The sequence below is a fragment of the Actinoplanes sp. CA-131856 genome (assembly GCF_050956135.1).
Lineage (GTDB): Bacteria > Actinomycetota > Actinomycetes > Mycobacteriales > Micromonosporaceae > Actinoplanes.
In genome coordinates, this window is record NZ_CP191849.1 from 4,839,987 (window position 1) to 4,861,399 (window position 21,413).

The 21,413-nt window shown below is 71.3% G+C and carries 20 protein-coding genes; 11 read left to right on the plus strand and 9 right to left on the minus strand.

The features are described from left to right. The first annotated feature begins 115 nt into the window (after positions 1–115). On the plus strand, positions 116–724 hold the full coding sequence (locus ACQP2X_RS22355) for a hypothetical protein (protein WP_498699912.1): 609 nt from the start codon (positions 116–118) through the stop codon (positions 722–724). On the opposite strand, the gene ACQP2X_RS22360 is transcribed toward ACQP2X_RS22355, so the two are convergent. Together ACQP2X_RS22360 and ACQP2X_RS22365 are read right to left on the minus strand one after the other, a co-directional pair. Further along, positions 633–1,085 carry a ribosomal maturation YjgA family protein gene (locus ACQP2X_RS22360; RefSeq protein ID WP_498699913.1) on the minus strand — a complete coding sequence of 151 codons (453 nt, stop codon included), beginning with the start codon at positions 1,083–1,085 and terminating at the stop codon, positions 633–635. The two genes, ACQP2X_RS22355 and ACQP2X_RS22360, sit on opposite strands and share 92 nt — an antisense overlap. Before the next feature lie 22 nt (positions 1,086–1,107). Next, positions 1,108–2,298: an MFS transporter gene (locus ACQP2X_RS22365; RefSeq protein WP_498699916.1), complete on the minus strand. Its 1,191-nt coding sequence runs from the start codon at positions 2,296–2,298 to the stop codon at positions 1,108–1,110. Between the two features lie 66 nt (positions 2,299–2,364). Here ACQP2X_RS22365 and ACQP2X_RS22370 point away from each other — a divergent pair, with 66 nt between their 5' ends. After that, positions 2,365–3,342 carry an ArsR/SmtB family transcription factor gene (locus tag ACQP2X_RS22370; protein ID WP_498699917.1) on the plus strand — a complete coding sequence of 326 codons (978 nt, stop codon included), beginning with the start codon at positions 2,365–2,367 and terminating at the stop codon, positions 3,340–3,342. 1 nt (position 3,343) lies between these two features. On the opposite strand, the gene ACQP2X_RS22375 is transcribed toward ACQP2X_RS22370, so the two are convergent. After that, positions 3,344–4,045 (minus strand): TetR/AcrR family transcriptional regulator, encoded by a 702-nt coding sequence (locus ACQP2X_RS22375; protein ID WP_498699919.1) that lies wholly within the window; start codon positions 4,043–4,045, stop codon positions 3,344–3,346. Positions 4,046–4,141: 96 nt separating this feature from the next. Here ACQP2X_RS22375 and ACQP2X_RS22380 point away from each other — a divergent pair, with 96 nt between their 5' ends. Beyond that, the gene (locus ACQP2X_RS22380) at positions 4,142–5,071 is read left to right on the plus strand and encodes an SDR family oxidoreductase (RefSeq protein WP_498699922.1); all 930 of its coding nucleotides are present in this window, start codon (positions 4,142–4,144) and stop codon (positions 5,069–5,071) included. Here ACQP2X_RS22380 and ACQP2X_RS22385 read toward each other — a convergent pair. Beyond that, on the minus strand, positions 5,016–5,864 hold the full coding sequence (locus ACQP2X_RS22385; RefSeq protein WP_498699924.1) for a phosphotransferase family protein: 849 nt from the start codon (positions 5,862–5,864) through the stop codon (positions 5,016–5,018). The genes ACQP2X_RS22380 and ACQP2X_RS22385 overlap by 56 nt on opposite strands. Before the next feature lie 41 nt (positions 5,865–5,905). Between ACQP2X_RS22385 and ACQP2X_RS22390 the strand changes: the two genes are divergently transcribed. Further along, positions 5,906–6,193 (plus strand): DUF1905 domain-containing protein, encoded by a 288-nt coding sequence (locus tag ACQP2X_RS22390; protein ID WP_498699927.1) that lies wholly within the window; start codon positions 5,906–5,908, stop codon positions 6,191–6,193. Here ACQP2X_RS22390 and ACQP2X_RS22395 read toward each other — a convergent pair. Further along, positions 6,165–6,824: a TetR/AcrR family transcriptional regulator gene (locus ACQP2X_RS22395; protein ID WP_498699929.1), complete on the minus strand. Its 660-nt coding sequence runs from the start codon at positions 6,822–6,824 to the stop codon at positions 6,165–6,167. The two genes, ACQP2X_RS22390 and ACQP2X_RS22395, sit on opposite strands and share 29 nt — an antisense overlap. A gap of 102 nt (positions 6,825–6,926) precedes the next feature. Here ACQP2X_RS22395 and ACQP2X_RS22400 point away from each other — a divergent pair, with 102 nt between their 5' ends. Continuing rightward, a complete protein-coding gene (locus ACQP2X_RS22400; protein WP_498699930.1) occupies positions 6,927–8,405 on the plus strand; it encodes a DHA2 family efflux MFS transporter permease subunit in 1,479 nt (492 codons plus the stop codon). 63 nt (positions 8,406–8,468) lie between these two features. Here ACQP2X_RS22400 and ACQP2X_RS22405 read toward each other — a convergent pair whose 3' ends face one another. The 4 genes from ACQP2X_RS22405 to ACQP2X_RS22420 form a co-directional block, all read right to left on the minus strand. Continuing rightward, the gene (locus ACQP2X_RS22405; RefSeq protein WP_498699933.1) at positions 8,469–9,002 is read right to left on the minus strand and encodes a hypothetical protein; all 534 of its coding nucleotides are present in this window, start codon (positions 9,000–9,002) and stop codon (positions 8,469–8,471) included. A gap of 65 nt (positions 9,003–9,067) precedes the next feature. Further along, the gene (locus ACQP2X_RS22410) at positions 9,068–9,265 is read right to left on the minus strand and encodes a DUF4265 domain-containing protein (protein WP_498699935.1); all 198 of its coding nucleotides are present in this window, start codon (positions 9,263–9,265) and stop codon (positions 9,068–9,070) included. A gap of 21 nt (positions 9,266–9,286) precedes the next feature. Continuing rightward, complete coding sequence (locus ACQP2X_RS22415) at positions 9,287–10,309, minus strand: LacI family DNA-binding transcriptional regulator (protein WP_498699936.1); 1,023 nt, start codon at positions 10,307–10,309, stop codon at positions 9,287–9,289. Between the two features lie 9 nt (positions 10,310–10,318). After that, the gene (locus ACQP2X_RS22420) at positions 10,319–11,356 is read right to left on the minus strand and encodes a LacI family DNA-binding transcriptional regulator (RefSeq protein WP_498699938.1); all 1,038 of its coding nucleotides are present in this window, start codon (positions 11,354–11,356) and stop codon (positions 10,319–10,321) included. 150 nt (positions 11,357–11,506) lie between these two features. On the opposite strand from ACQP2X_RS22420, the gene ACQP2X_RS22425 reads away from it, so the two are divergent. Genes ACQP2X_RS22425 through ACQP2X_RS22450 form a run of 6 tightly spaced genes read left to right on the plus strand, consistent with a single transcriptional unit; the run spans position 11,507 to position 21,413 of the window. Continuing rightward, entirely contained in the window at positions 11,507–12,430 is a 924-nt protein-coding gene (locus ACQP2X_RS22425; RefSeq protein WP_498699940.1) for a carbohydrate ABC transporter permease, read from the plus strand. Next, on the plus strand, positions 12,427–13,248 hold the full coding sequence (locus ACQP2X_RS22430; protein ID WP_498699943.1) for a carbohydrate ABC transporter permease: 822 nt from the start codon (positions 12,427–12,429) through the stop codon (positions 13,246–13,248). The genes ACQP2X_RS22425 and ACQP2X_RS22430 overlap by 4 nt, the downstream gene beginning before the upstream one ends. Then, positions 13,245–15,842: an alpha-L-rhamnosidase gene (locus ACQP2X_RS22435; RefSeq protein WP_498699944.1), complete on the plus strand. Its 2,598-nt coding sequence runs from the start codon at positions 13,245–13,247 to the stop codon at positions 15,840–15,842. Before ACQP2X_RS22430 ends, ACQP2X_RS22435 begins: the two co-directional genes overlap by 4 nt. 20 nt (positions 15,843–15,862) lie before the next feature. Next, positions 15,863–17,119 carry an ABC transporter substrate-binding protein gene (locus ACQP2X_RS22440; RefSeq protein WP_498699946.1) on the plus strand — a complete coding sequence of 419 codons (1,257 nt, stop codon included), beginning with the start codon at positions 15,863–15,865 and terminating at the stop codon, positions 17,117–17,119. A gap of 5 nt (positions 17,120–17,124) precedes the next feature. After that, on the plus strand, positions 17,125–18,315 hold the full coding sequence (locus ACQP2X_RS22445) for a glycoside hydrolase family 1 protein (RefSeq protein WP_498699947.1): 1,191 nt from the start codon (positions 17,125–17,127) through the stop codon (positions 18,313–18,315). Positions 18,316–18,344: 29 nt separating this feature from the next. Beyond that, the gene (locus ACQP2X_RS22450) at positions 18,345–21,413 is read left to right on the plus strand and encodes a family 78 glycoside hydrolase catalytic domain (RefSeq protein ID WP_498699948.1); all 3,069 of its coding nucleotides are present in this window, start codon (positions 18,345–18,347) and stop codon (positions 21,411–21,413) included.

Below are 21,413 nucleotides of genomic sequence, written 5' to 3' on the forward strand. Positions count from 1 at the left end.
GCCAGGTTACACAGACGTCCTCGTCTTCGAGCAAGCGCTCAAAATCGCGTTCACGTCTCGGTGGCGTGGTGTGGCACACTTTCCGCTCGACCCCCTTCCGCCTGGAGGAGAGCCCGTGAGGAGTGGCGCCGCTTCGCCGGGCCGAGCTCCCGGCGCGCGCGACGATCCCGGCGGGCAGTGCTCGGCTCCGGCCGAAGCCGCCACGGGCGGTGAGCCCGGCTGGCCGGCCGCCCCGGACGATGCTCACGCCCGGTCGGGCGCGGCGCGAAACGCGGCCGCGGTGGGCGTTGGCCGCGACGCGACGGGTGGTGTGGGGCGGACGTTGGCCGTCACGGGCGAGGGGTGCGGCCAGATGAGCGCGGCGGGCGGTGGTCTCGGTCCCGGTGGTGTCGTGCGGGCTGCTGGGCGTGTTGCGGCTGTGGCCGGGATGCTGGGCGTTCTGTGGCATCTGGCTCTGGCGGGGGAGCACGCGCGTCACGCGCCGGTCATCACCGTGGGGATGCTGGTGCTGTCGCTGGTCTGCGTGCGGTGCGGTGTCCACTTGTGGCGGAGCCCGGGTGATCGGGGCGCCTGGCGTGATCTGATCGTGCTCGCCGTGGTGATGACCGCGATGCACGCGGCGGCCGGTGGGCTCACTCCGGCCGCGCTGCTCGTGCCGGTCGTGCAGGCGGGGCTGGCGATGGTGGCGCTGGCCGGGCGGCGCGGGTCGGTGGACGGTGGATGACCACCAGCGGAACGACGCCGATGACGTACCAGATCAGGTCCTGCGGATCGAACGAGACGCCCAGGGCCAGGCGGGCCAGGGTGCTGCGCGCGGACAGGCCGGCCGGGACGCCGGTGAGCTGGAAGAGCTCGACCGCCCAGCAGAAACCGATCGCCGCCAGACCGGCGCCGGTCGGTCTCGCCGCCGGGAACAGCACGAAGACTCCGGCATAGACCATGGACGCGTAGAGGGCGGTCCCCGAGTACTGCGCGAGGGCGCCGGAGCTGTCCAGCACGCCGCCGCCCGCCGCCAGCAACCGGATTCCGAGGGCCACGGCCAGGAAACCGGCTACGGCGGCGGCCGCGGTCACTCTTGTTCGCACGGGGGAACGATACGAACGCCGATCAAGGGCGGGAGCGCAACGCCGGGGCGATCAGCACGGTGGCCGCGCCGGCCACGGCGATGGCCAGGGTCGGCGTGGTCGCCTCGGCTACGACGCCCAGCACGAGGGGGCCCACGCCCTGGAGGGCCATCAGGCCGGTGGAGAACAAGGCGAAGAGCTGGCCCCGGCGGTCGGCCGGGGCGGCCTCCAGGAACGCCCGCTGCACCCCCAGCCCGTAGGCGTACCCGGTGCCGGCCAGCACCAGCAGGGCGACGACGACCGGGAGCGGCGGGGCGATCAGCAGGACGATCAGCGGGGCGCCCAGGACGACCACGAACGCCCCGGCCAGACGTTCGCGCAGGCTCGGGCGCAGGAAACGGCCGACCACAAAATTGCCGAGCAGCATGCCGACGGCCGGTGCGGCCATCAGGATCGCCCCGGCCCCGGGCGGGAAGCCGCGCCGGCCCCCGTAGGACACCAGCAGGGCCTCGGCCCCGGCGATCAGCGCCGAGGGCAGCCACTGGACCAGGAGCAACCGGCGGATCGTACGGTCGGAGAGCATCGACCTCGCACCCACCCAGCTGTCGCGGACCGCGCCGCCCTGGTTCGCCGGCGAGGGGGCGGTGTCGGGTGGAAGGCCCAGGCGGGCGGCCGCGGCCGCGACGGCGAAGCAGCCGGCGGCGACCAGCAGGGCCGGGCGCGGGCCCAGGGCGGCGACCGCGACGCCCCCGGCGGCCAGGCCGAGGAGCTGGGCGGCCGAGGAGGACATGTTCGACACGGAGCGGCCCAGCACGTAGGCGTCGCCGGTGAGGCGCTCGGCGATGACGCGGGCGGCGGCGCCGGCGAAGACCGGGGTGCCGGTGGCCACCAGCGCCACCAGCAGCAGGCTCGCGGCCACCGGCAGGTGGGCCAGGCCCAGCAGGGCGGCCAGCGCGGCCTCGACCGCGTAGCCGATCGTGATCAGGCGACGGGCCGGCAGCCGGTCGGTGAGCGAGCCGAGCAGCAGGCCGCCGGCGAACTGGGGCAGGAAACCGGCCGCGAAGGCCAGCGCGCTCAGCAGCGGCGATCCGGTGCCCGCGTAGACCAGGACGGACAGGGCGAAGATCTGGAGCGAGGTGGCGCCGATGGCGAGCGTCCGCGCGACGAACAGGACGCGGAAGGACGGCTCGGCGAACACCTCGCGATAGGTGGCCGGTCGGTCGGCGACAGTCATGGGCCGAGCCTGCGGCGAACGGCCGGGACGAGCGAATGTTTCGCCGGTGGGCGTAAGGTCAGGCGGGTGCGGCGGTTCCTGGTGGATGCGGAAGACCTGTTGCGGACGAGGTTCGCGCTGTCGCCGATCTTCGAGCTGCACCACCTGATCCACGCGGTGGCGGGTACGCAGCGCCAAGGGGTGCCCGAGGCGTGGCTGCGGCGGTTGCGGCCCCGGTTCGAGCCGATGCGCGCCCGGCCGGCCATGCAGGCGATCCTGGCGTTGCGGCTGCCCCGGTCGGGGGCGACGTTCCTGACCCCGCCGCCGCAGAGACACGGGCAGACGATCGAGGACGACCTGCGGGAGCTCCGCGGTGGGCCCCGTGACGCCGTACAGGAGGAAATCGCCTTTTATCTGCGGCGGCGGCCGGACACGGCGGCGGCCGCGCGAAAGGTGCTGGCGGCCGGGGACGTGCTGGACCGGCTGGCCGATCAGCTCGCGGAGGCCTGGACGGCGCTGCTGGCCGACGACTGGCCCCGGCTGCGGCCGCTCTGTGAACGCGACATCGTGCACCGCGGCGGCGAACTGAGCCGGTCGGGATGGGAGGCGGCGCTGACCGGGTTGCACCCGAAGGTCCGGTGGCGGGACGGCGGCATCGACCTGATCGGCCGGCCGGGAGGGGACACGCCGCTGCACGGCCAAGGGTTGCTGCTCGTGCCGTCGGTGTTCATCTGGCCGGAGATCGCGGTGTACGCCGACGCACCGTGGCCCCAAGCGATCGTCTATCCGGCGCGCGGCGTGGCGACGCTGCTCGAACAGGGGCCGCCACAGGCCCCGGACCACCTGCCGGCGCTGATCGGGCGGTCGCGCGCGCTGCTGCTGGCCACGCTGGCCGAGCCGGCGAGCACAAGCCAATTGGCCCGGGCGTACGGCATGACGGTGGGCGCGGTGGGCGACCACTTGAAGGTGCTGCACCAGGCGGGTCTGGTCGAGCGGGCCCGGGACGGGCGCTCGGTGCTCTACAGCCGGACGGCCCTGGGCGACGCGCTCACCGGCGGGCGCTGAATCACCGGCCCGGGGTCAGGGCGGCCGCGCCCATCGGCTGGTTCTCGTCGCGGGCCAGCAGGCCGGAGATCGTGACGGCCAGGCTGTCGCGCAGGACGGCGGTGAAGTCGGTGCGCATCGCCGCCACTCGCGGGTCGGCGGCGTAGGCGGCCAGCAGGGCCTCCGGCGGCTGGCTGTAGGGCCAGGCGGCCGCGGTGAGCAGCGTGGCGGTGGCGGCCAGCCGGACCGCGTCCTGCTCGCCGAGCTCGGGCAGGCACCGCCGGATCAAACGCGCCTGCCGCTCGTACCCGCGCCGGGTGGCGAGCTTGTGCTCGATCGCGACTTCGGCCGACACGTTGTGCTCCAGCACCGCCGCGTGCGCGCTGGTCAGGTCGCACAGCGCCGGCCTCTCGGCCAGGGAACCGGCCAGCACGGCGGCCAGCCGGTCGCCGCGCTCGCGGGTGTCGCCGTCGCCCCGCTCCAGCTCGCCGTCCAGGTGGCCGATCCACTCCTGGACCTCGGCGTCGAGCAGCTCCAGCAGAACGGCCTCGCGGGACTCGAAATAGCGCAGCACGTTCGACTTGGCCAGACCGACCCGGCGGCTCAGCTCGTTCAGGGTGAGCTTGGCGACCGGCATCTCGGTCAGCATCGCGGCGGCGGTCTCGAGGATCTGGCGGCGCCGCTCGGTGCGCTGCTCGTCGGTGCGGGCCCGCTTGAACTCCATGCCGGGATCTTACAGACCCCAGGTCTCTTGTCTAAGAGACTGGCGGTCTGTTAACGTCGAAAGCAGAACAGACCATCGGTCTTTAAGGAGAATCCAGTGCTCCACGGCAAACTCGCGGTCGTCACCGGCGCCAACAGCGGCACCGGCCAGGAGGCGGCCAAGGCGCTCGCGGCGGCCGGCGCCGACGTGGTTCTCGCAGTGCGCACCCCGGCCAAGGGCGATCAGGCCCGCGTGGACATCCTCGCCGCCCATCGGGGGGCGAGCGTCGAGGTGCGCCGCATCGATCTGGCCGACCAGTCGTCGGTCCGCGCGTTCGCCGACGGCCTGCTCGCCGACGGCCGGCCGCTCGACCTACTGCTCAACAACGCCGGGGTGATGTTCCCGCCGGTGCGCCACGAGACCGTCGACGGCTTCGAACTGCAGATGGGCAGCAACTTCCTCGGCCCGTTCGCGCTCACCGTGCGCCTGCTTCCGTTGCTGCTGGCCGCCCCCGCCGCCCGGGTGGTGACGATGACGAGCGGCATGGCCGCCCGCGGCAGCATCGACTTCGACGACCTGAACTGGCGGAAGAGCTATGACCCGACCAGGGCGTACGCCCGGTCCAAGCTCGCCGATCTTCTGATGAGCCAGCATCTGGCCCGCCTCGCACGTGAGCGCGGCTGGCCGTTGCTGTCGATCGGGGCTCATCCCGGCAACGCCGCCACCAACATCGCCGCCTCCGGGCCGACTCTCGGCGGCAAGCCGAGTCTGTTGTTCCGCGTCGCCTGGAAGGTCACCCCGCAGCACAGCGCGGCCGCCGGAGCGCAACCCCTGCTGTACGCCGCGACCAGCCCCGACGCCGTCCAAGGGGGCTACTACGGACCGCGCTGGGGCCTCATCGGGCCGGCCGCTCCGGCCAGGCCCACCGCCAAGGGTCTCGACCGCGACGTCGCCGCGCGCCTGTGGACCGCGGCCGAGAGCCTGACCGGTGTCACAGTGCCGCCGCGAGCCACTCCTCGAGACGGTGCCGGGCTCGATCGTCGGTGACGGTGAGGCCGCAGTCGCGCCAGGGCTGGGCGACCTTGGCCGGGTCGGGGAGATAGCCGACGATGTCCATGACGGTCCAGTACGAGGTCTCGGCGCGCGGTGCACAAGCATCGGTGAAGGCCGTGGCGGCCGCCATGCCGTGCAGCATCGCCAGATAGGTGGCGGCGTGCGCGACGTCCAGATCGGCCGGGCCCCAGGACGCCTCCACCCAGTCGACGACCCCGGTGACCCCGCCCTCCGACCACAACACGTTCCCCAGATGGAAATCGCGGTGCAGGAAGGTGCCGCGGAACTTCGGCGGCGGCTGCTCGAGAACGCGGAACGCCTGCTCCCACAGCGCGGGCCGCCGCGTCCACTGGGGAACGACGCGCTTGTTCGGCGGCGCCCATGATTGGTAGTCGCGGGGCCGTTCGGTCACGCGATGGATGGCGGTCAGCAGCCGGGCGAGGGGTTCCAGCACCTCGGTGGTGTCGAGGCGGAGCCGTCCGGGGAGCCATGACATCAGGTGGGCCGGCGAGCCCGCGCCGGCGCCGGTCACGTCGAGCGCGAGGCTGCGCGCGACCGGGATCGACGACGCGGCGAGGCTGGTGAGGATCGACGCCTCCCGGCCCAGGAGCCCGTCCGCGTGCCGGCGCCACGGGTCCTTGGTCAGCAGGCGCAGCACCGCGCGCTCGCCGTCGTCCCCGTCGAGGCGCACCACGGTCGACGTCCAACCGCCGCGGAGAGGGTGCACCGCCGTCACCCGGCGCCCCCAGACCGATTCCGCCCATCGCACGCCCGCATTCACACTCATGCCTGGATCATGCCTGGCGCGGCTTCAATAGGGTGGCGGGCATGGACATGGAGTTCGCGGGGGAGATCTGGTTCTGGCGCGGTCCGGCGCCGTGGCACTTCGTCACCGTGCCCGAGGACGAGTGCCGGGAGATCGAGGCCGCCTCGTCGCTGGTGAGCTACGGGTGGGGGATGATCCCGGTGACGGCCGAGATCGGGACCACCGGATGGACGACCTCGCTGTGGCCCAAGGACGGGCGCTACATCGTGCCGATCAAGACCGACGTGCGGCGCAAGGAGGGGCTCGACGTGGGGGAGACCGTCACGGTGCGGTTGCGGATCGGGGCCTGACCGGCGGCACGCAGTCGCTGAGCATCGCGATCACCTCGTCGCGGGTGAGGGGATCGCCGAGCGGGGCGTTGCGTGAGCAGACGCGCAGGCCGTCGATGACCAGGCGCAGATAGCGTTCGTACGCCCGTGGGCCCGCCCCGCCGATGTCGCTGACCATCGTGAAGATGATGGGCACGTCGGTGGCGTCGAAGTCGGCCCGCAGCGTGCCCTCGGCCTTGGCCCGCTCCACCAGTTCGGTGATCACCGTCTCCATGCGGTCGCCGGCCTCGGGGAACCGCTTCTTCATGCCCAGGCTGAGCATCACGTCGCGCAGGCCCCGGTCCTCGGCGTGGGTGCGGCAGGCGACCGTCATGAAACGGGTCAGGCCGTCCCACGCGCTCGGCTCGGCCAGGCACTCCTCGGCGAGGGCGACCATGGCCGCGATGCGCTCGGTGAACAGGGCCTCGACCAGCGCCTCCTTGGTGGGGAAGCGGCGGTAGACGGTGCCCACGCCGACGCCGGCGTGGTGGGCCACGTCGTCGAGCGTGGCGGCGAAGCCGCGGGTCGCGAAGACCTCGCGGGCGGCCTCGATGACGCGCTCCCGGTTGCGCTGGGCGTCCCGCCGCAGCGGACGGGAGGCGGTGGCTGGCATGTGGCCAAGCGTACATCTAAACGGAGGAGACTTCTCAACTTCCGTTGCTACGCTGCGTTATGTGGAGGGGCAACCTCAACTTACGTTTCCGGAAGGCACTCGATGACCACCGCTGTTGATCAACTCGAAACACGCGAGCAGGGGACCACGGGGCGCTGGTGGGCGCTCGTGGTCCTCGCCCTCGCACAGCTCATGGTGGTGCTCGACGCCACGATCGTGAACATCGCGCTGCCGACCGCGCAGGCCGACCTGGGCTTCAGCGACGCCGACCGGCAGTGGGTCGTCACGGCGTACGCCCTCGCCTTCGGCAGTCTGCTCCTGCTCGGCGGCCGGCTGGCCGACTTCATCGGCCGCAAGCGCATGTTCCTCATCGGCCTGATCGGCTTCGCGCTGGCCTCGGCCCTCGGCGGCATCGCACAGAACCTCGAGGTGCTGATCGTCGCCCGCGCGCTGCAGGGCGCCTTCGGCGCGGCCCTCGCGCCGGCCGCCCTGTCGCTGCTGTCGACCACGTTCACCGAGCCCACCGAGCGCGGCAAGGCGTTCGGCATCTTCGGCGCCATCTCCGGCGCCGGCGGCGGCATCGGCCTGCTGCTGGGCGGCGTCCTGACCGAGTACGCCTCGTGGCGCTGGTGCCTCTACGTCAACCTGGTGATCGCCGCGCTCGCCGTGCTGGGCGCCTCGCTCAAGCTCAAGGACGAGCCGGTGGCCCGCCACGGCAAGCTCGACCTGATCGGCACCGTCACCGCCGTGGTCGGCCTCGTGGCCCTGGTCTTCGGCCTGGCCAACGCGGAGACCGACGGCTGGACCGCAGCCAAGACCCTCGGCCCGATCATCGTGGGCGCGATCGTGCTGGTCGCCTTCGTGTTCGTCGAGCGCCGCGTGGCCAACCCGCTGCTGCCCCTGCGCGTCGTCCTCGACCGCAACCGCGGCGGCTCGTACGCCTCGATCGCCATCGCGGGCGCCGGCATGTTCGGCATCTTCCTGTTCCTGACCTACTACCTGACCGCGGTGCTGGGCTTCACGCCGGTCAGGACGGGCCTGGCCTTCCTGCCGATGCTCGGCGCGATCATGCTGACCGCGACCACGGCCGGCTCGATCCTCACCCCGAAGATCGGCCCGCGCCCGCTGGTCCCGCTCGGCGCCTTCGTCGCCGCGGCCGGCATGGTCCTGCTGACCAGGCTCGACCTCGATTCGACGTACGCCTCGGGTGTGCTCCCCGGCCTCATCATCATCGGCCTGGGCCTCGGCCTGGTCTTCGCCCCGACCCAGAACGCCGCCACCAGCGGCGTCGAGCACCGGGACGCCGGCGTCGCCTCAGCAATGATCAACACCGTCCAGCAGATCGGCGGCTCGATCGGCACGGCCCTGCTGAGCTCCTTCGCCGCCACGGCCGCCACGAACTACGCGTCGTCGCACGCGCCGTCACCGACGCTGGCCGCCGAGGCCGCCATCCAGAGCTACACGACGGTCTTCTGGTGGTCGGCCGGCTTCTTCGTCCTGGCCGGCGTCGTCGCCGCGGTCCTGTTCCGGACGGGCCCGCTCGACGTCGACCCGGACGCCCCTCCGGCGATGGCCCACTGACCCACTGGTAAGAGATCCCCGGTCGCGGTTCGCGGCCGGGGATCAGTCAGTTCGTACCGAAGCTCAGGAACGCAGCTCCGTCAACGTCGCACCGGCGACGATGCGGGCGATGTTCCCGTCATGGTTGCGGTTGGCCAAGCGCTGGGCGAGGTCGTCCAGGTCGGCGAAGTCGCCATACTTCGCGCGCAGAAGCGCCCGCATCCCGTCAACGTGGCCCCGCTCCAGGCCCTGCTCCCGGCCTTGTTCCAGGCCTTGTTCCAGGCCCTGCTCCCGATTTCGGCGAGCGATCTCGCGGCCCGACTCCGTCTGCTCCAGAACGTCGTTCATGCCTCTCCTCCGCAATGCATCCAGAACCTGGGCCGCCAGGGAACCTCCCACGAGCATTCCCAGCTCGACCAGGACCAACTTCTCCTCGAGCGCGTCGGTGGCGGCGATCCGATCGGCCACCTGGTCCACCACGTTGTCCGGCGCGTTCGGCGACCACAACGCCAACGGCGCCAACCCTGTGGCCAACAGCGTCTCCGGGTCCAGGTCGCCGGGAATGTCGACCGGCGCCGCCCGCGGCGCCGCGACGCCGGAGGACACGGTCTCGGTCATTGCTTCCCCCATTCCGCGCCGGTCAGCGACGCGGAGGACAGCGTCCCGCACTGCGTGACTACTAGTCAAGAGACTCGTTGCTTAGCGCCTAGAGCATTTCGGAATTCCACCAGCGCTTGCTTGATTCCAGCGAAGTCGGCGTCGGCGGGCACGTCGAACGCCGCGAACGGCGGCTCGGCGCTGAACGCCTGACTGCCCAGGCCGAACCTCGCGAACGCCGCGTGGACGGCCGCCGCGCTCGGACCCGGCGGGCTGGACGACACACCGGAGCCTCAATGCCGGCGTCAGGCCGTGACGGGGCCGGTGGTGCGGCGGATGGCGAGGGTGGGGGAGAGCTTCACCTGCACCGTTCGGCGGGTGCGGTCGGTGATGCGGTCCACCAGCAGTCGGGCCGCGTCGTCGCCCATGCGGCGGCCGTCCTGGTCGACGCTTGTCAAGGAGATGGGGCCGAAGGCGGCCAGGGCGCTGTTGTCGTAGCCGGCCACTGAGATGTCGCCGGGTACGGTCAAGCCCGCCTCGGCCACCGCCTCCAGCGCGCCCAGCGCCACCACGTCGGCGCCGGCGAAGATGGCCGTGGGGCGGTTCGGCCGGGCCAGCAGCTGTTTCGCGCCCTGGTAGCCGCCCTCGTGGGTGTAGCTCGTCGAGGCTATGTCGATCTCGGCCGCCAGGCCCCGGCGGCGCATCGCCTCGCGGTAGCCCTCGGCCCGCTGCGCGTTGGGCATCTCGCGCAGGCGTACCGCGTCGGTCTCGTGGTGTTCGATGTGCGCGATGCGGCGGTGGCCCAGGTCGGCCAGGTGGTCGACGACCAGCGCGGCCCCGGCCACGTCGTCGTCGGTGACCGTGTCGTAGGCCGTGGACGCGCCGTGCCGGCCCACCACCACCGTCGGCACCCGGCCGGCGACCTCGGTCAGGCGTTTGCGGGACGAGACCGGGGCGATCAGGATCAGGCCGTCCATGCTGCGGTCGATCATCGCGTCGATGACCCGGGCCTCGGCCTTCTCGCCGTTGCAGCCGGTCGCCATCAGCACCTGGTAGTCGGTGTCGCCGAGCTGGGCGTCCACGCCGTCGAGGATGTCGGCGAAGAACAGGTTCCGCAGTTCGGGGACCATGACACCGATGGTGTACGTCTGCCCGCGCAACCCGCGGGCGGCGGCGTTCGGGCGGTAGCCGAGCTCGGCGATGGCCTGCTGCACCTTGGCCCGCATGGCGGGACTGGCCCCGTACGCGTTGCGCAGCACCTTCGACACCGCCGTGGTGGACACCTGGGCGTGCCGCGCGACGTCGACGATGGTGACCCGCTTGTCCATGACGAGAGCCTACTGATCAGCGGTTTCGGCCGGCGCCGCGGTGGTGGCCCGCGGCACCAGGGTGGGGGAGAGCCGCACCTGCGACGTGGGCCGGTCCCGGTCGGCGACGCGGTCGAGCAGCAGGCGTGCCGCCTCGGCGCCCATCTGCTGCCCGGCCTGGTCGACCGTGGTCAGCGCGATCGGGCCGAACGAGGCGAACGCGGTGTCGTCGTATCCGGCCAGGGACACGTCGGCGGGGGCCGACAGGCCGGCCTCGCTCAGGGCGTCGAAGACACCCATGGCGACGATGTCGGCCCCGGCGAAGATGGCCGTGGGGCGGTGCTCGCGCGACAGCAGCTCGCGGGCGCCGAGGCGACCGCCCTCCCGGGTGTACGACGTGGCCGCGACGTCGATGTGGCCGGCCAGGCCGTGCGCGCGCATCGCGTGCCGATATCCGTCGGCGCGGCGGGCGTTGGGCATCTCGAGCAGGCGTACGGCGTCCGTCTCGTGGTGTTCGATGTGGGCGATGCGGCGGTGGCCGAGCCCGGCCAGGTGGCCGACGACCAGGGCGGCCCCGGCGAAGTCGTCGTCGGTCACGGTGTCGTGGTCGGGGGAGTGGCCGTGGCGGCCCACCACGACCGTCGGGACGGTCCGGGCCACGCTCCGCAGGTGCGGGCGGGACGAGACGGGCGCCACGAGGATGACGCCGTCCATGCTGCGGTCGATCATGGCGTCGGTCAGCCGGGCCTCGGCCGCTTCGTCGTTGCCGGACGAGGCCAGCAGGACCTGATAGTCGGTGTCGGCCAGGCGCTCGGCGACGCCGTCGAGGATGTCGGCGAAGAACGGGTTGCGCAGGTCGGGCAGCAGCACGCCGATCGTGTACGTCCGGCCGCGCAGGCCGCGGGCCGCCGCCGACGGCCGGTAACCCAGCTCCTCGATGGCCGCGCGGACCCTGACCCGCATCTCCGGGCTGGCGCCGTAGGCGTTCCGCAGCACTTTGGACACCGCGGTGGTCGAGACGCCCGCGTGCCGTGCCACGTCGACGATCGTGACCCGCCGACTCACCATGACCGCTCCTGACAACTAATGGAAAACGTTGCCCAGCATAGACCTTGACTTGTTTCGCCATCCGCTCGTAAGGTCGGCGAAACATTGAGAAAACGTTACCCACGCCACGGTGGGCGACGCGTGTAGATCCTGCTGAAACGATTCAAGAGGATGGCCGTGTCTCTCGATCTCCGAACCCGTCCGTCCGAGGGGGCGGTCCGCCCGCCCCGGTCGCGGCGGCCGCGGGTCACCCCGCCCTGGTGGTTCACCCTCCCGGCGCTGCTGCTGTTCGCCTTCGTCGTGCTCGTCCCCAGCGCCCGCGGCGTCTACTACGCCTTCACCGACTGGGACGGCCTCGACCCCGACTTCGCCTTCGTGGGCCTGCGCAACTTCACCGACATGCTCGGCGACGAGGACGCGCTCCAGGCCATCTGGCACACGGTGCTGATCGCGGTGGCCATCACGGTCATCCAGAACGGGATCGGGCTGCTGCTCGCCCTCGGCGTCAACAGCATGATCAAGACCCGGAACGTCCTGCGGGTGCTGCTGTTCGCCCCGGCCGTCGTCACCCCGATCGTCACCGCCTATCTGTGGCGCAACCTGCTCGGCCCCGACGGCGCGGTCAACGCGGTGCTCGGGCCGTGGGGCCGTGACTGGCTCGGCGACCCCGATCTGGCCCTGTGGATGATCGTGGTGGTCGTGGTCTGGCAGTTCGCCGGATACTCCATGGTCATCTTCCTGGCCGGCCTCCAGTCGATCCCGCGCGAGATCTACGAGGCCGCCGCCATCGACGGCACCGGTCCGGTCCGCCGCTTCTGGTCCATCGTCCGGCCGCTGCTGGCGCCGGCCATCACGATCAACCTGATGCTGTCGATCATCGGCGGGATCAAACTCTTCGACCAGGTGTACGCCCTGACGGGTGGCGGCCCGGGCCACGCGACCGACACCATCTCGACGCTGATCTACAAGGACGCCTTCACGCTCGGCGAGTTCGGCTACAGCATCGCCCTGGCCGTCGTCCTCACGATCATCGTGGCGATCTTCTCCGCCGGCCAATACACGTTCCTGAACCGCAACGAGAAGGCGGCGTCGTGAACCGCTACACCAAGCGCACGTTCGCGCTCGAAATGGTCATGATCGCCGTCGGGATCGTCTTCGCCTTCCCCGTCTACGTCCTGGTCAACCTGGCCATCCGGCAACCCTCGGACACCTCGTCACCGATCAGCCCGACCACCTCGCCGACCTTCGCCAACTTCACCGGCGCCTGGCGCGAGGCCGGCCTGGGCGGCGCCCTGATCAACAGCGTGCTGGTCACCGTGGCCAGCGTCGCCGTCGTGCTGGCCGTCTCGGCGCTGGCCGCCTATCCGCTGGCCCGCTCCACGGCGCGCTGGTCGCGCGGCACCTTCCTGCTCATCATGCTCGGCCTGGTCCTGCCGTTCCAGCTGGCGTCCCTGCCGCTCTATCAGACCGTGCGCGATCTGGGGCTGCTCGGATCCGTCTGGTCCCTCGTCCTCTTCTACTCGGGCCTTCAAGTTCCGTTCACGACCTTCTTGTACGCCGGTTTCCTGCGCGCCCTTCCACGTGACTTCGAGGAGGCGGCCTCGATCGACGGCGCCACCCCGTTCACCACGTTCCGCTTCATCGTGCTGCCCATGCTCAAGCCGGTCACCGTGACGGCCCTGGTCCTCAACGCGGTCGCCGTCTGGAACGACTTCTTCACCCCGCTGCTCTACCTCAGCGGCAGCGACCAGCAGACCGTCCCGGTGGCCGTGGCCGGCTTCGTCGGCCAGTTCGTCTCCGACTGGAACCTCATCTTCGCCGCCCTGCTGATCAGCATCGTCCCGGTCCTGGCGGTCTACCTGGCGCTCCAGCGCTCCATCATCAACGGCTTCGCCGGAGGGCTCAAAGGATGACACCGTACGGCCTCACGACCGAACAACTCACCGAGCCGCTCGGCCTCGGCGAGCCCCGGCCGCGACTGTCCTGGAAACTGGCGAGCGACCGGCCGGGCGCGGCGCAGAGCGCGTACCGGATCACCGCCTTCGCCGCCGACCCGGCCCGGCCGGTGTGGGACAGCGGCCGCCGCGAGAGCGACGAGACGCTGCTGATCGAGTGGGACGGCCCGGCCCTCCAATCGGCCACCCGCTATCACTGGCGCGTCGAGACCTGGGACGAGCACGGCGACCCGGCCGGCAGCGCGAGCACCTGGTTCGAGACCGGGCTGCTGCACCGCGACGAGTGGAGCGCGGTGTGGATCGGCCGTGACCCGGTCAGCCTGCCGATGGTCGACCCGCCCACCGACGAGGAGCGGTCCTTCCCCGACCCGGCCACCGCGCCGCTCTGTCTGCGCCGCGCCTTCGACACAGCCGAACGGCCGGTACGGGCCCGGCTGTACGCCACCGCCCGCGGGGTCTACGAACCGAGCCTCAACGGTGAGCGGGTCGGGGATCTCGAGCTCGCCCCCGGCTGGACCGAATATCACCAGCGGCTGCAGTACCAGACCTACGACGTCACCGAGCAGGTCCGGGCCGGCGCCAACACGGTCGAGGCGATCGTCGCCGACGGCTGGTGGGCGGGTCACGCCGGCTTCGACCCGAGCCGGCCGGCCCGGCACTACGGCCTCGCGCCGGCCTTCCTGGCCCAGCTGGTGCTCGACTTCGCCGACGGTTCCCGCCGGGTGGTCGCCACCGGCGACGGCTGGGAGGAGGGCGACGGCCCGATCCGCGCCGCCGACCTGCTCATGGGGGAGTTCGTCGACGCCCGCCGCGCACCGTCCCACCGGCCGGCCGCCGTGCTCGATGAGGAGCCCGGGCCGCTGGTCGCCGAACCCGACCCGCCGATCCGGGTCGTCGACGACATTCTCGCCACCCGGGTGTGGCGGCACGGCGACCGCTGGCTGGCCGACTTCGGCCAGAACCTCGTCGGGCGCGTGGCGCTGACCGTGCGGGGCGCCGCGGCCGGCGACCGGATCGTGCTGCGGCACGCCGAAGTCCTCGACGGCGACGGCGGCCTCTACCTGGCCAACCTGCGCCGGGCCCAAGCCACCGACACGTTCGTCAGCGCGGGCGGCCCGGCCGAGGTGTTCGAGCCGCGGTTCACCTTCCACGGCTTCCGCTACGCCGAGGTGACCGGCTATCCCGGCGAGCTGACCGAGGACGACCTCGTGGCCCGTGTCGTGCACAACGACCTGCCGTACACGGGCCGCTTCGAATGTTCCGACCCGATGGTCGACCAATTGCAGGCCAACATCGTGTGGGGGCAGCGCGGCAACTTCCTGGCCGTGCCGACCGACTGCCCGCAGCGCGACGAGCGGCTGGGCTGGCTGGCCGACGCCCAGGTGTTCGCGCCGACCGCCACCCGCAACGCCGACGTGTCGGCGTTCTTCGCCCGCTGGATGAAGGACGTGGTCGGCGGGCAGGACGCCGACGGCGCTTTCCGCGACGTGGCCCCGATCCTGGTGCTCGACCGTGAGGGCGCTCCGGCCTGGGGCGACGCCGGCGTCATCATCCCGTGGCTGCTGTGGCGGACGTACGGGGACCGGCGCACCCTCGAACGCAGCTTCGACGCCATGGCCGCGTGGGTCGAGCACATCCACCGCCACAACCCGGATCTGTTGTGGCGCACGCGAACCGGGAACTCGTACGGTGACTGGCTCCAGGTCGACGCCGAGACCCCGCGCGACGTCCTGGCCACCGCGTACTTCGCGCACAGCACCCGGATCGTCGCCGACGCCGCGCTCGTCCTGGGCCGTGACCCACAGCCGTACCGGAAACTGCACGCCGCCATCAAGGCGAAATTCATCGCGACGTACGTGGGTGAGAACGGCACGGTCGAGGGTGGCACCCAGACCTCGTACCTGCTGGCCCTGGCCTTTGATCTGCTGCCTTCGCCGCTGATCGGGGCGGCCGTCGAGCATCTGGCGGCCGACATCGAGAAGCGCGGCCACCGGCTCACCACCGGCTTCGTCGGTGTCTCGCTGCTGTGCCCGGTGCTGACCGAGCACGGACGCGCCGACCTGGCCTACGCCCTGCTGCACCAGGAGGAGTTCCCGTCCTGGGCCTACTCGATCCGGCACGGCGCCACCACGATCTGGGAGCGCTGGGACGGCTGGACCGAGCACGGCGGTTTCCAGTCGGCCGCGATGAACTCCTTCAACCACTACAGCCTCGGCAGCGTCGGCGACTGGCTCTACGGCCATGTCGCCGGCATCGGGCAGGCGCCCGGCTCCATCGCCTACAAGGAACTGCTCCTGCGGCCACAGCCGGGCGGCACGCTCACCTGGGCCCGCGCCGAGCAGGAGACCGCACGGGGGCTCGTCGCGTGCGGCTGGTCGCTCGACGGCGACCGGCTAACAGTGACCGTCACCGTGCCGCCGGGCAGCACCGCGATCCTCGAAATCCCCACTTCCGACCCGGACAGCGTGCGCTGTGCCCCGGTCGCGTCGTCGGCCGGCGGAGCCACCCTCCGCCTGGTCTCCGGCCGCTACACCGTCACCGCCACTTATTGATCTCCAACGTGGGAGAGCTCATGAAGAGAAGTCTCAGCGTCGCCCTCACCGCCGTCCTGCTCACCGCCGCGTGCAGCAGCGGCACGGGTTCGAGCGCGCCGAACGATTCCGGCAGCAAGACCCTCACCCTGGCCTCGGTCGACCAGGGCTCCATCGAGGACGTCATCAAGGCGTTCGAGGCGGCCAACCCCGGCGTGAAGGTCAACTTCACGACCAGCGGCGCCGACCAGTACCAGGCCCAGATCCGCACCCAGCTGTCGTCGGGCACCGCGCCCGACGTGATGACGGTCTGGCCCGGCAACGGCAACCCCGGCGCCACCTATGTGCTGGCCAAGCCCGGCTATCTGCTCGACCTGTCCGACCAGCCGTGGGCGGGCAAGCTGCCGGACGCGTTCAAACAGGTCGCCCAGTACGAGGGCAAGACGTACAACGCTGTCTTCGGCCTCAACGGCATCGGCGCCGTCTACAACGACGGGGCCCTGGCCAAGTCGGGCCTGAAGGCGCCCACCACCTGGACCCAGCTGCTGAAATTCTGCGGCGACGCCGCGGGCAAGGGCACGCCGGCCTTCGCCCTGGGGATCCAGGACAACTGGGTGACCCAGCTTGTCCTGTACGCCCTGGCCGCCACCACGGTCTTCGGCGCCGACAAGGACTTCGACGCCAAGCTGCAGAGCGGCCAGGCCACCTTCGCCAATTCGCAGTGGACCACGGCCATGGCCAAATACCAGGAGATGGACAAGGCCGGCTGCTTCCAGAAGAACCCCCTAGGAACCAGCTACGAGGCCAGCCAGGCCCTGGCCGCGACCGGCAAGACCCTCGGCATCGTGCAGGGCAACTGGATCATCGGCCTGCTCAAGCAGAAGAACCCGAACGGCAAGTTCACCATGACGGCCCTGCCGGCCACCGACGAGCCGGCCTCGTTCCTCATGCCGGCCGCCGCGGGCGCCGGTTACGGCGTCAACGCCAAGGCCAAGAACAAGGACCTGGCGCTCAAGTTCATCACCTTCATCATGTCGCCCGAGGGCATGAAGCTGTTCAACGAGAAGCAGGGCAGCCTGCCCACCCTGCCCGACGCCGGCACCACCGTCGATCCCGGCCTCAAGCAGCTGACCACCTTCGTCCAGGAGAACCGGACCGTCCCGTTCATGGACCAGCTGTGGCCCAACGCCAAGGTGCAGCAGACCATGCTCAGCGGCCTCCAGGAGGTCTTCAGCAAGCAGGCCACGGCCGACCAGGTGCTCAAGGACATGGACACCGAATACCAGAAGGGCGCCTAGCCGCGATGCCCGACTTCCCGGACGACTTCCTGTGGGGCAGCGCCACCGCCGCCCACCAGGTCGAGGGCGGCAACACCAACAACGACTGGTGGGACTTCGAGCACGACCCGGCCAGCGCGGCCCGGGAGTCGTCCGGGGACGGCATCGACCACTACCATCGCTACGCCGCGGACTTCGCGCTGCTGGCGTCGCTCGGCCACAACGCGCACCGCCTGTCGGTGGAGTGGTCGCGCGTCGAACCGGCGCCCGGCGAGTTCAGCCGGGCCGCCCTGGCCCACTACCGGCGGGTGCTGACGGCGCTGCGCGACGAGGGGCTGACCGCCTTCGTCACGCTGCACCACTTCACCTTGCCGCGCTGGTTCGCCGCCCACGGCGGCTGGCTGGCCCCGGACGCGGCGGCCGTGTTCGCCCGCTACAGCGCCCGGGTCGCGGCCGAGCTGGGTGACCTGATGCCGTTCGTGTGCACGATCAACGAGCCGCAGATGGTCGCCCTGCACGGATATCTGGAGGGCTACCACCCGCCCGGTGTCACCAACCCGGTCCTGTGGAAGCGGGCGGGCGAGGCCTTGCTGGGTGCGCACTTCGCGTGTGTCCGGGCGGTCCGCGCCGAGGCGGACAGCCGGACCGGCCTGGCCGTGCAACTGCCACTGCTCGTGCCGATGCGCGAGGGGCGGCTCTTCGACGAGATGCGCCACGAGATCGTCGACCGATACCTGGACGGCCTCACCGGGCCGGACGCCGGCGACTGGGTCGGCGTGCAGTACTACCGCAAGCAGTGGGTCGACCCGGACTCGCCGGCCTACTTCGCCCCACCGCCGCCCGGCGTGCCCGTCACCCAGATGGGCTGGGCCGTCCACCCCGACGGGCTGCGCGAGATGCTGCACCGGGCCGCCCGCACCGGGCTACCGCTCTACGTCACCGAGAACGGCATCGCCACCACCGACGACACCGAACGCGTCGCCTATCTCGCCGGGCACCTGGCCGCCCTCGCCCGGGCCCGGGCCGAAGGTGTCGACGTGCGCGGCTATCTGCACTGGTCGGCCTTCGACAACTTCGAGTGGAGCGAGGGCTACCGCCCGAAGTTCGGGCTCGTGGCCGTCGGCGACGACCTCACCCGCCATCCCAAGCCCAGCGCGTTCGCCCTTGCCCGCGTCGCCCGCTCCGGGCGGCTCGACTCCCTGGAGAAGGAAGTCTGATGTCACCGATCAGAAGATCCGCGACGTTGATGACGACAGCATTACTGTTCACTCTCGGCGCCGTCGTGCCGGCCTCGGCCCACTCCGGATCGGCCGGGGACGTGCGGGCCGTCCGGCTCAGCGTGGACGGCCGCTACGACTCGCCGCTCGGGCTCGACAGCCAGCGGCCCACACTGGCCTGGCAGATGGAGGAGATCCGCTGCCGGCCCGGTGCCCGCGTGTGCCCGGGTGACCGCCAGACGGCGTACGAGATCCAAGCCGCCGCAAGCACCGCCGACCTGAAAGCGGGCCGCCTCATCTGGCGAAGCGGCCGCGTCAGCGGCAGCGAGCAGCAGGCCCGCTTCGGCCGCGACCTGAAGAGCCGGGACACCGTGGCCTGGCGCGTGCGGGTATGGGACGCCGGCCGCAACCCGTCGGCCTGGTCCGCGCCCTCGACCTGGTCCATGGGGCTGCTCAAGCAGAGCGACTGGGGTGCGGCCCGCTGGATCGACTATCCGGACCGGGCCGAGAACCAGCCGATGCCGATCTTCGCCCGGCCGTTCGGGGTGCGGAAGAAGGTGGCCGACGCGCGGCTCTACCTCTCCGGGGTCGGGCTGCACCACGCGACCCTCAACGGCCGCGAGATCACCGGCGAGGTCCTGGCCCCGGGCAACTCCAACTATCAGCTGTCCAGCGAGTACCGCACGTACGACCTGACCTCGGCGCTGCGCGGCGGTGCCAACACCCTCGGCGTGGAACTGGGCAACGGGCCCGCGTACGTCCGTCGCAGCGTCACCAACGCGGCGGTCGGGCGTACCGCGCCGTACTCGTGGTGGCAGAGCCAGCTCAAGGGCGCCGGCACCCTGACCGCGGCCGCAACGGTCGGGGCCACCACGATTTCCGTTAGTGACACCACCGGATATCACGTCGGGGGTACCGTCAACGTGGACACCGGCGGGGGAGGGGACCGCCTCGAATCGCGGGTCATCGCCGCGATCGGCACCGGAACCATCACCTTCACCGGCGCCCTGGAGAGAAGCCACGAGGCCGGCGCGAAGGTGACCGGCTCCGGCAACAACATCGCCGCGAGCGACGCCAGCGCCGGAGCGGCCGTCACACCCCGGTTCATCGGCCGCCTGGAGATCACGTACCGCGACGGCAGCAAGGACACCATCGTCACCGACCGATCCTGGCGGACCGCGCTCGGGCCGCTGGTCACCGACGCCTGGTACTCCGGATCGGACTACGACGCCCGCCGCGAGCAGCCGGGCTGGAACGTTCCAGGGGCCGACCTGAGCGCCTCCGCCCTCCGCCGCGACGGCACGCCGACCGGCTGGATCAAAGCCGGCATCGCCCCGCCGCCCAACCTCGCCACCAAGCTGGTCGCGCGCACGGCCGAGCCGGTCACCGTGCAGGAGACCTTCAAACCGGTCAGCGTCACCAACCCCGTACCCGGAACCTGGGTCTTCGATCTCGGCCAGAACATCACCGGCTGGCCGCGGCTAGACGCGTCGAGGCTCCCGGCCGGCACCACCGTCAAGATGGAGCCGGCCGAGTCGCTCAACCCGGACGGCACGGTCAACCAGGCGTCGCTGATGGGCGGCGGTGGCTCCCGCGGTGCCGACCTGTTCAACACCTACACGGCCTTCGGCGGCCGGGACGAGACCTGGCACCCGGACTTCAACTACTTCGGCATGCAGTGGGTCCAGGTCACCGGTCTGCCCGCCGGCTTCGTGCCGTCGCGCGACCTCATCACGGGCGTACGCCTCCAGGCGGACACGCCGATCGCCGGCACCTTCACCTCGTCCAACGCCCGCGTCAACCGGATCCACACGATGGCGCGGTACTCGTTCGCGAGCAACATCATGAGCGTCTTCACCGACTGCCCGGGCCGGGAGAAGTTGTCGTACCCGGCCGACTACACCATGCCGATGGGCGCGATCGAACGGAACTTCGAACTCGACGCCTTCCTGCGTACGACCATGCGGCATCTCGTCGAGGGCCAGTCCCTGGCCGACACCCCGATGTACGGCAACGTCGCGCTGAAGACACCGGTCTACGACTGGGGCTACTCGGGCCGCTTCGGCGACGAGATCAACTGGGGCAACGCGATCGTCCTGGTCCCGGCGATCCTGGAGCAGCTCCATGGCGATCCGGCATTGATGAGCGCCCACTACGACCGGATGGTGCGCTTCGTCGACTACATCCAGCGGCAGAAGGCGCAGGGGTTCATCGTCGACGCCGCGCTGGGCGACTGGGTCGGTGACGAGCCCACCTCCGGGCGGATCACCGGCACCTGGGGCTACTACCTGACCGCACAGGCCATGGCCCGCGCCGCCACGCTGACCGGGCACACCGCGGACGCTGCTACCTATGCCGCGCTGGCCGCGAACATCAGGACGGCGTTCAACGCGGCGTTCTACAACGAGGCGCTGGGCCGCTACACGGCCACGGGCAACGCCGGCCCCGACGGCGCGTCGCAGACGGCGCAGGCGCTCGCCCTCGACGCCGGGCTCGTGCCCGACGACAACCGGGGCAAGGTGCTGAACGCGCTCGTCGAGCTCGTCTACGCGTACCACCCGAACGGCACCGGCCCGCATCTCAGCGGCGGCACCATCGGCATGGGCCCGATCGTCCGGGTCCTGATGAACGGCGACCGGGACGACGTGCTCTGGGAGACCTTGCAGCAGAACGACCAGCCCAGCTACGGCTACTTCATGGCGCCGACCCCGGCCAACCCGGGCGGCATGACGACCATGGGCGAGCGCTGGAACCGCGGCGACTCCAAGAACCACATGATCCTGGCCCAGATCGAGGAGTGGTTCCACGCCGGCATCGCCGGCATTCAGGTCTCCGGCGACCGGCTCGTCTTCAAGCCCAAGCCAGTCGGCGACCTGACCTCGGCGGCCGCCACCTACGGAGCGGCCCGCAGCAGCTGGACCAGGAAGGACGGCCGCTTCGCCCTCACGGTCACCGTCCCGGCCAACACCACGGCCGAGGTCTGGGCGCCCGCCGGGTCGAAGGCTTCCGGCCGCGCCACCTTCCAGCGGGCGGACGGCGCGTACGCCGTCTTCACGGTGCCCGCCGGCACGCACCACTTCACCGCCCCGGCGAAGTAG

Bases quoted from the DNA above. Each gene is read 5' to 3' on its own strand.
- ACQP2X_RS22390 (WP_498699927.1), top strand. From the start codon at position 5,906: ATGGACATGGAGTTCGCGGGGGAGATCTGGTTCTGGCGCGGTCCGGCG.
- ACQP2X_RS22420 (WP_498699938.1), bottom strand. From the start codon at position 11,356: ATGGTGAGTCGGCGGGTCACGATCGTCGACGTGGCACGGCACGCGGGC.
- ACQP2X_RS22400 (WP_498699930.1), top strand. From the start codon at position 6,927: ATGACCACCGCTGTTGATCAACTCGAAACACGCGAGCAGGGGACCACG.
- ACQP2X_RS22415 (WP_498699936.1), bottom strand. From the start codon at position 10,309: ATGGACAAGCGGGTCACCATCGTCGACGTCGCGCGGCACGCCCAGGTG.
- ACQP2X_RS22405 (WP_498699933.1), bottom strand. From the start codon at position 9,002: ATGACCGAGACCGTGTCCTCCGGCGTCGCGGCGCCGCGGGCGGCGCCG.
- ACQP2X_RS22425 (WP_498699940.1), top strand. From the start codon at position 11,507: ATGGCCGTGTCTCTCGATCTCCGAACCCGTCCGTCCGAGGGGGCGGTC.
- ACQP2X_RS22375 (WP_498699919.1), bottom strand. From the start codon at position 4,045: ATGGAGTTCAAGCGGGCCCGCACCGACGAGCAGCGCACCGAGCGGCGC.
- ACQP2X_RS22445 (WP_498699947.1), top strand. From the start codon at position 17,125: ATGCCCGACTTCCCGGACGACTTCCTGTGGGGCAGCGCCACCGCCGCC.
- ACQP2X_RS22435 (WP_498699944.1), top strand. From the start codon at position 13,245: ATGACACCGTACGGCCTCACGACCGAACAACTCACCGAGCCGCTCGGC.
- ACQP2X_RS22440 (WP_498699946.1), top strand. From the start codon at position 15,863: ATGAAGAGAAGTCTCAGCGTCGCCCTCACCGCCGTCCTGCTCACCGCC.
- ACQP2X_RS22395 (WP_498699929.1), bottom strand. From the start codon at position 6,824: ATGCCAGCCACCGCCTCCCGTCCGCTGCGGCGGGACGCCCAGCGCAAC.
- ACQP2X_RS22385 (WP_498699924.1), bottom strand. From the start codon at position 5,864: ATGAGTGTGAATGCGGGCGTGCGATGGGCGGAATCGGTCTGGGGGCGC.
- ACQP2X_RS22365 (WP_498699916.1), bottom strand. From the start codon at position 2,298: ATGACTGTCGCCGACCGACCGGCCACCTATCGCGAGGTGTTCGCCGAG.
- ACQP2X_RS22450 (WP_498699948.1), top strand. From the start codon at position 18,345: ATGACGACAGCATTACTGTTCACTCTCGGCGCCGTCGTGCCGGCCTCG.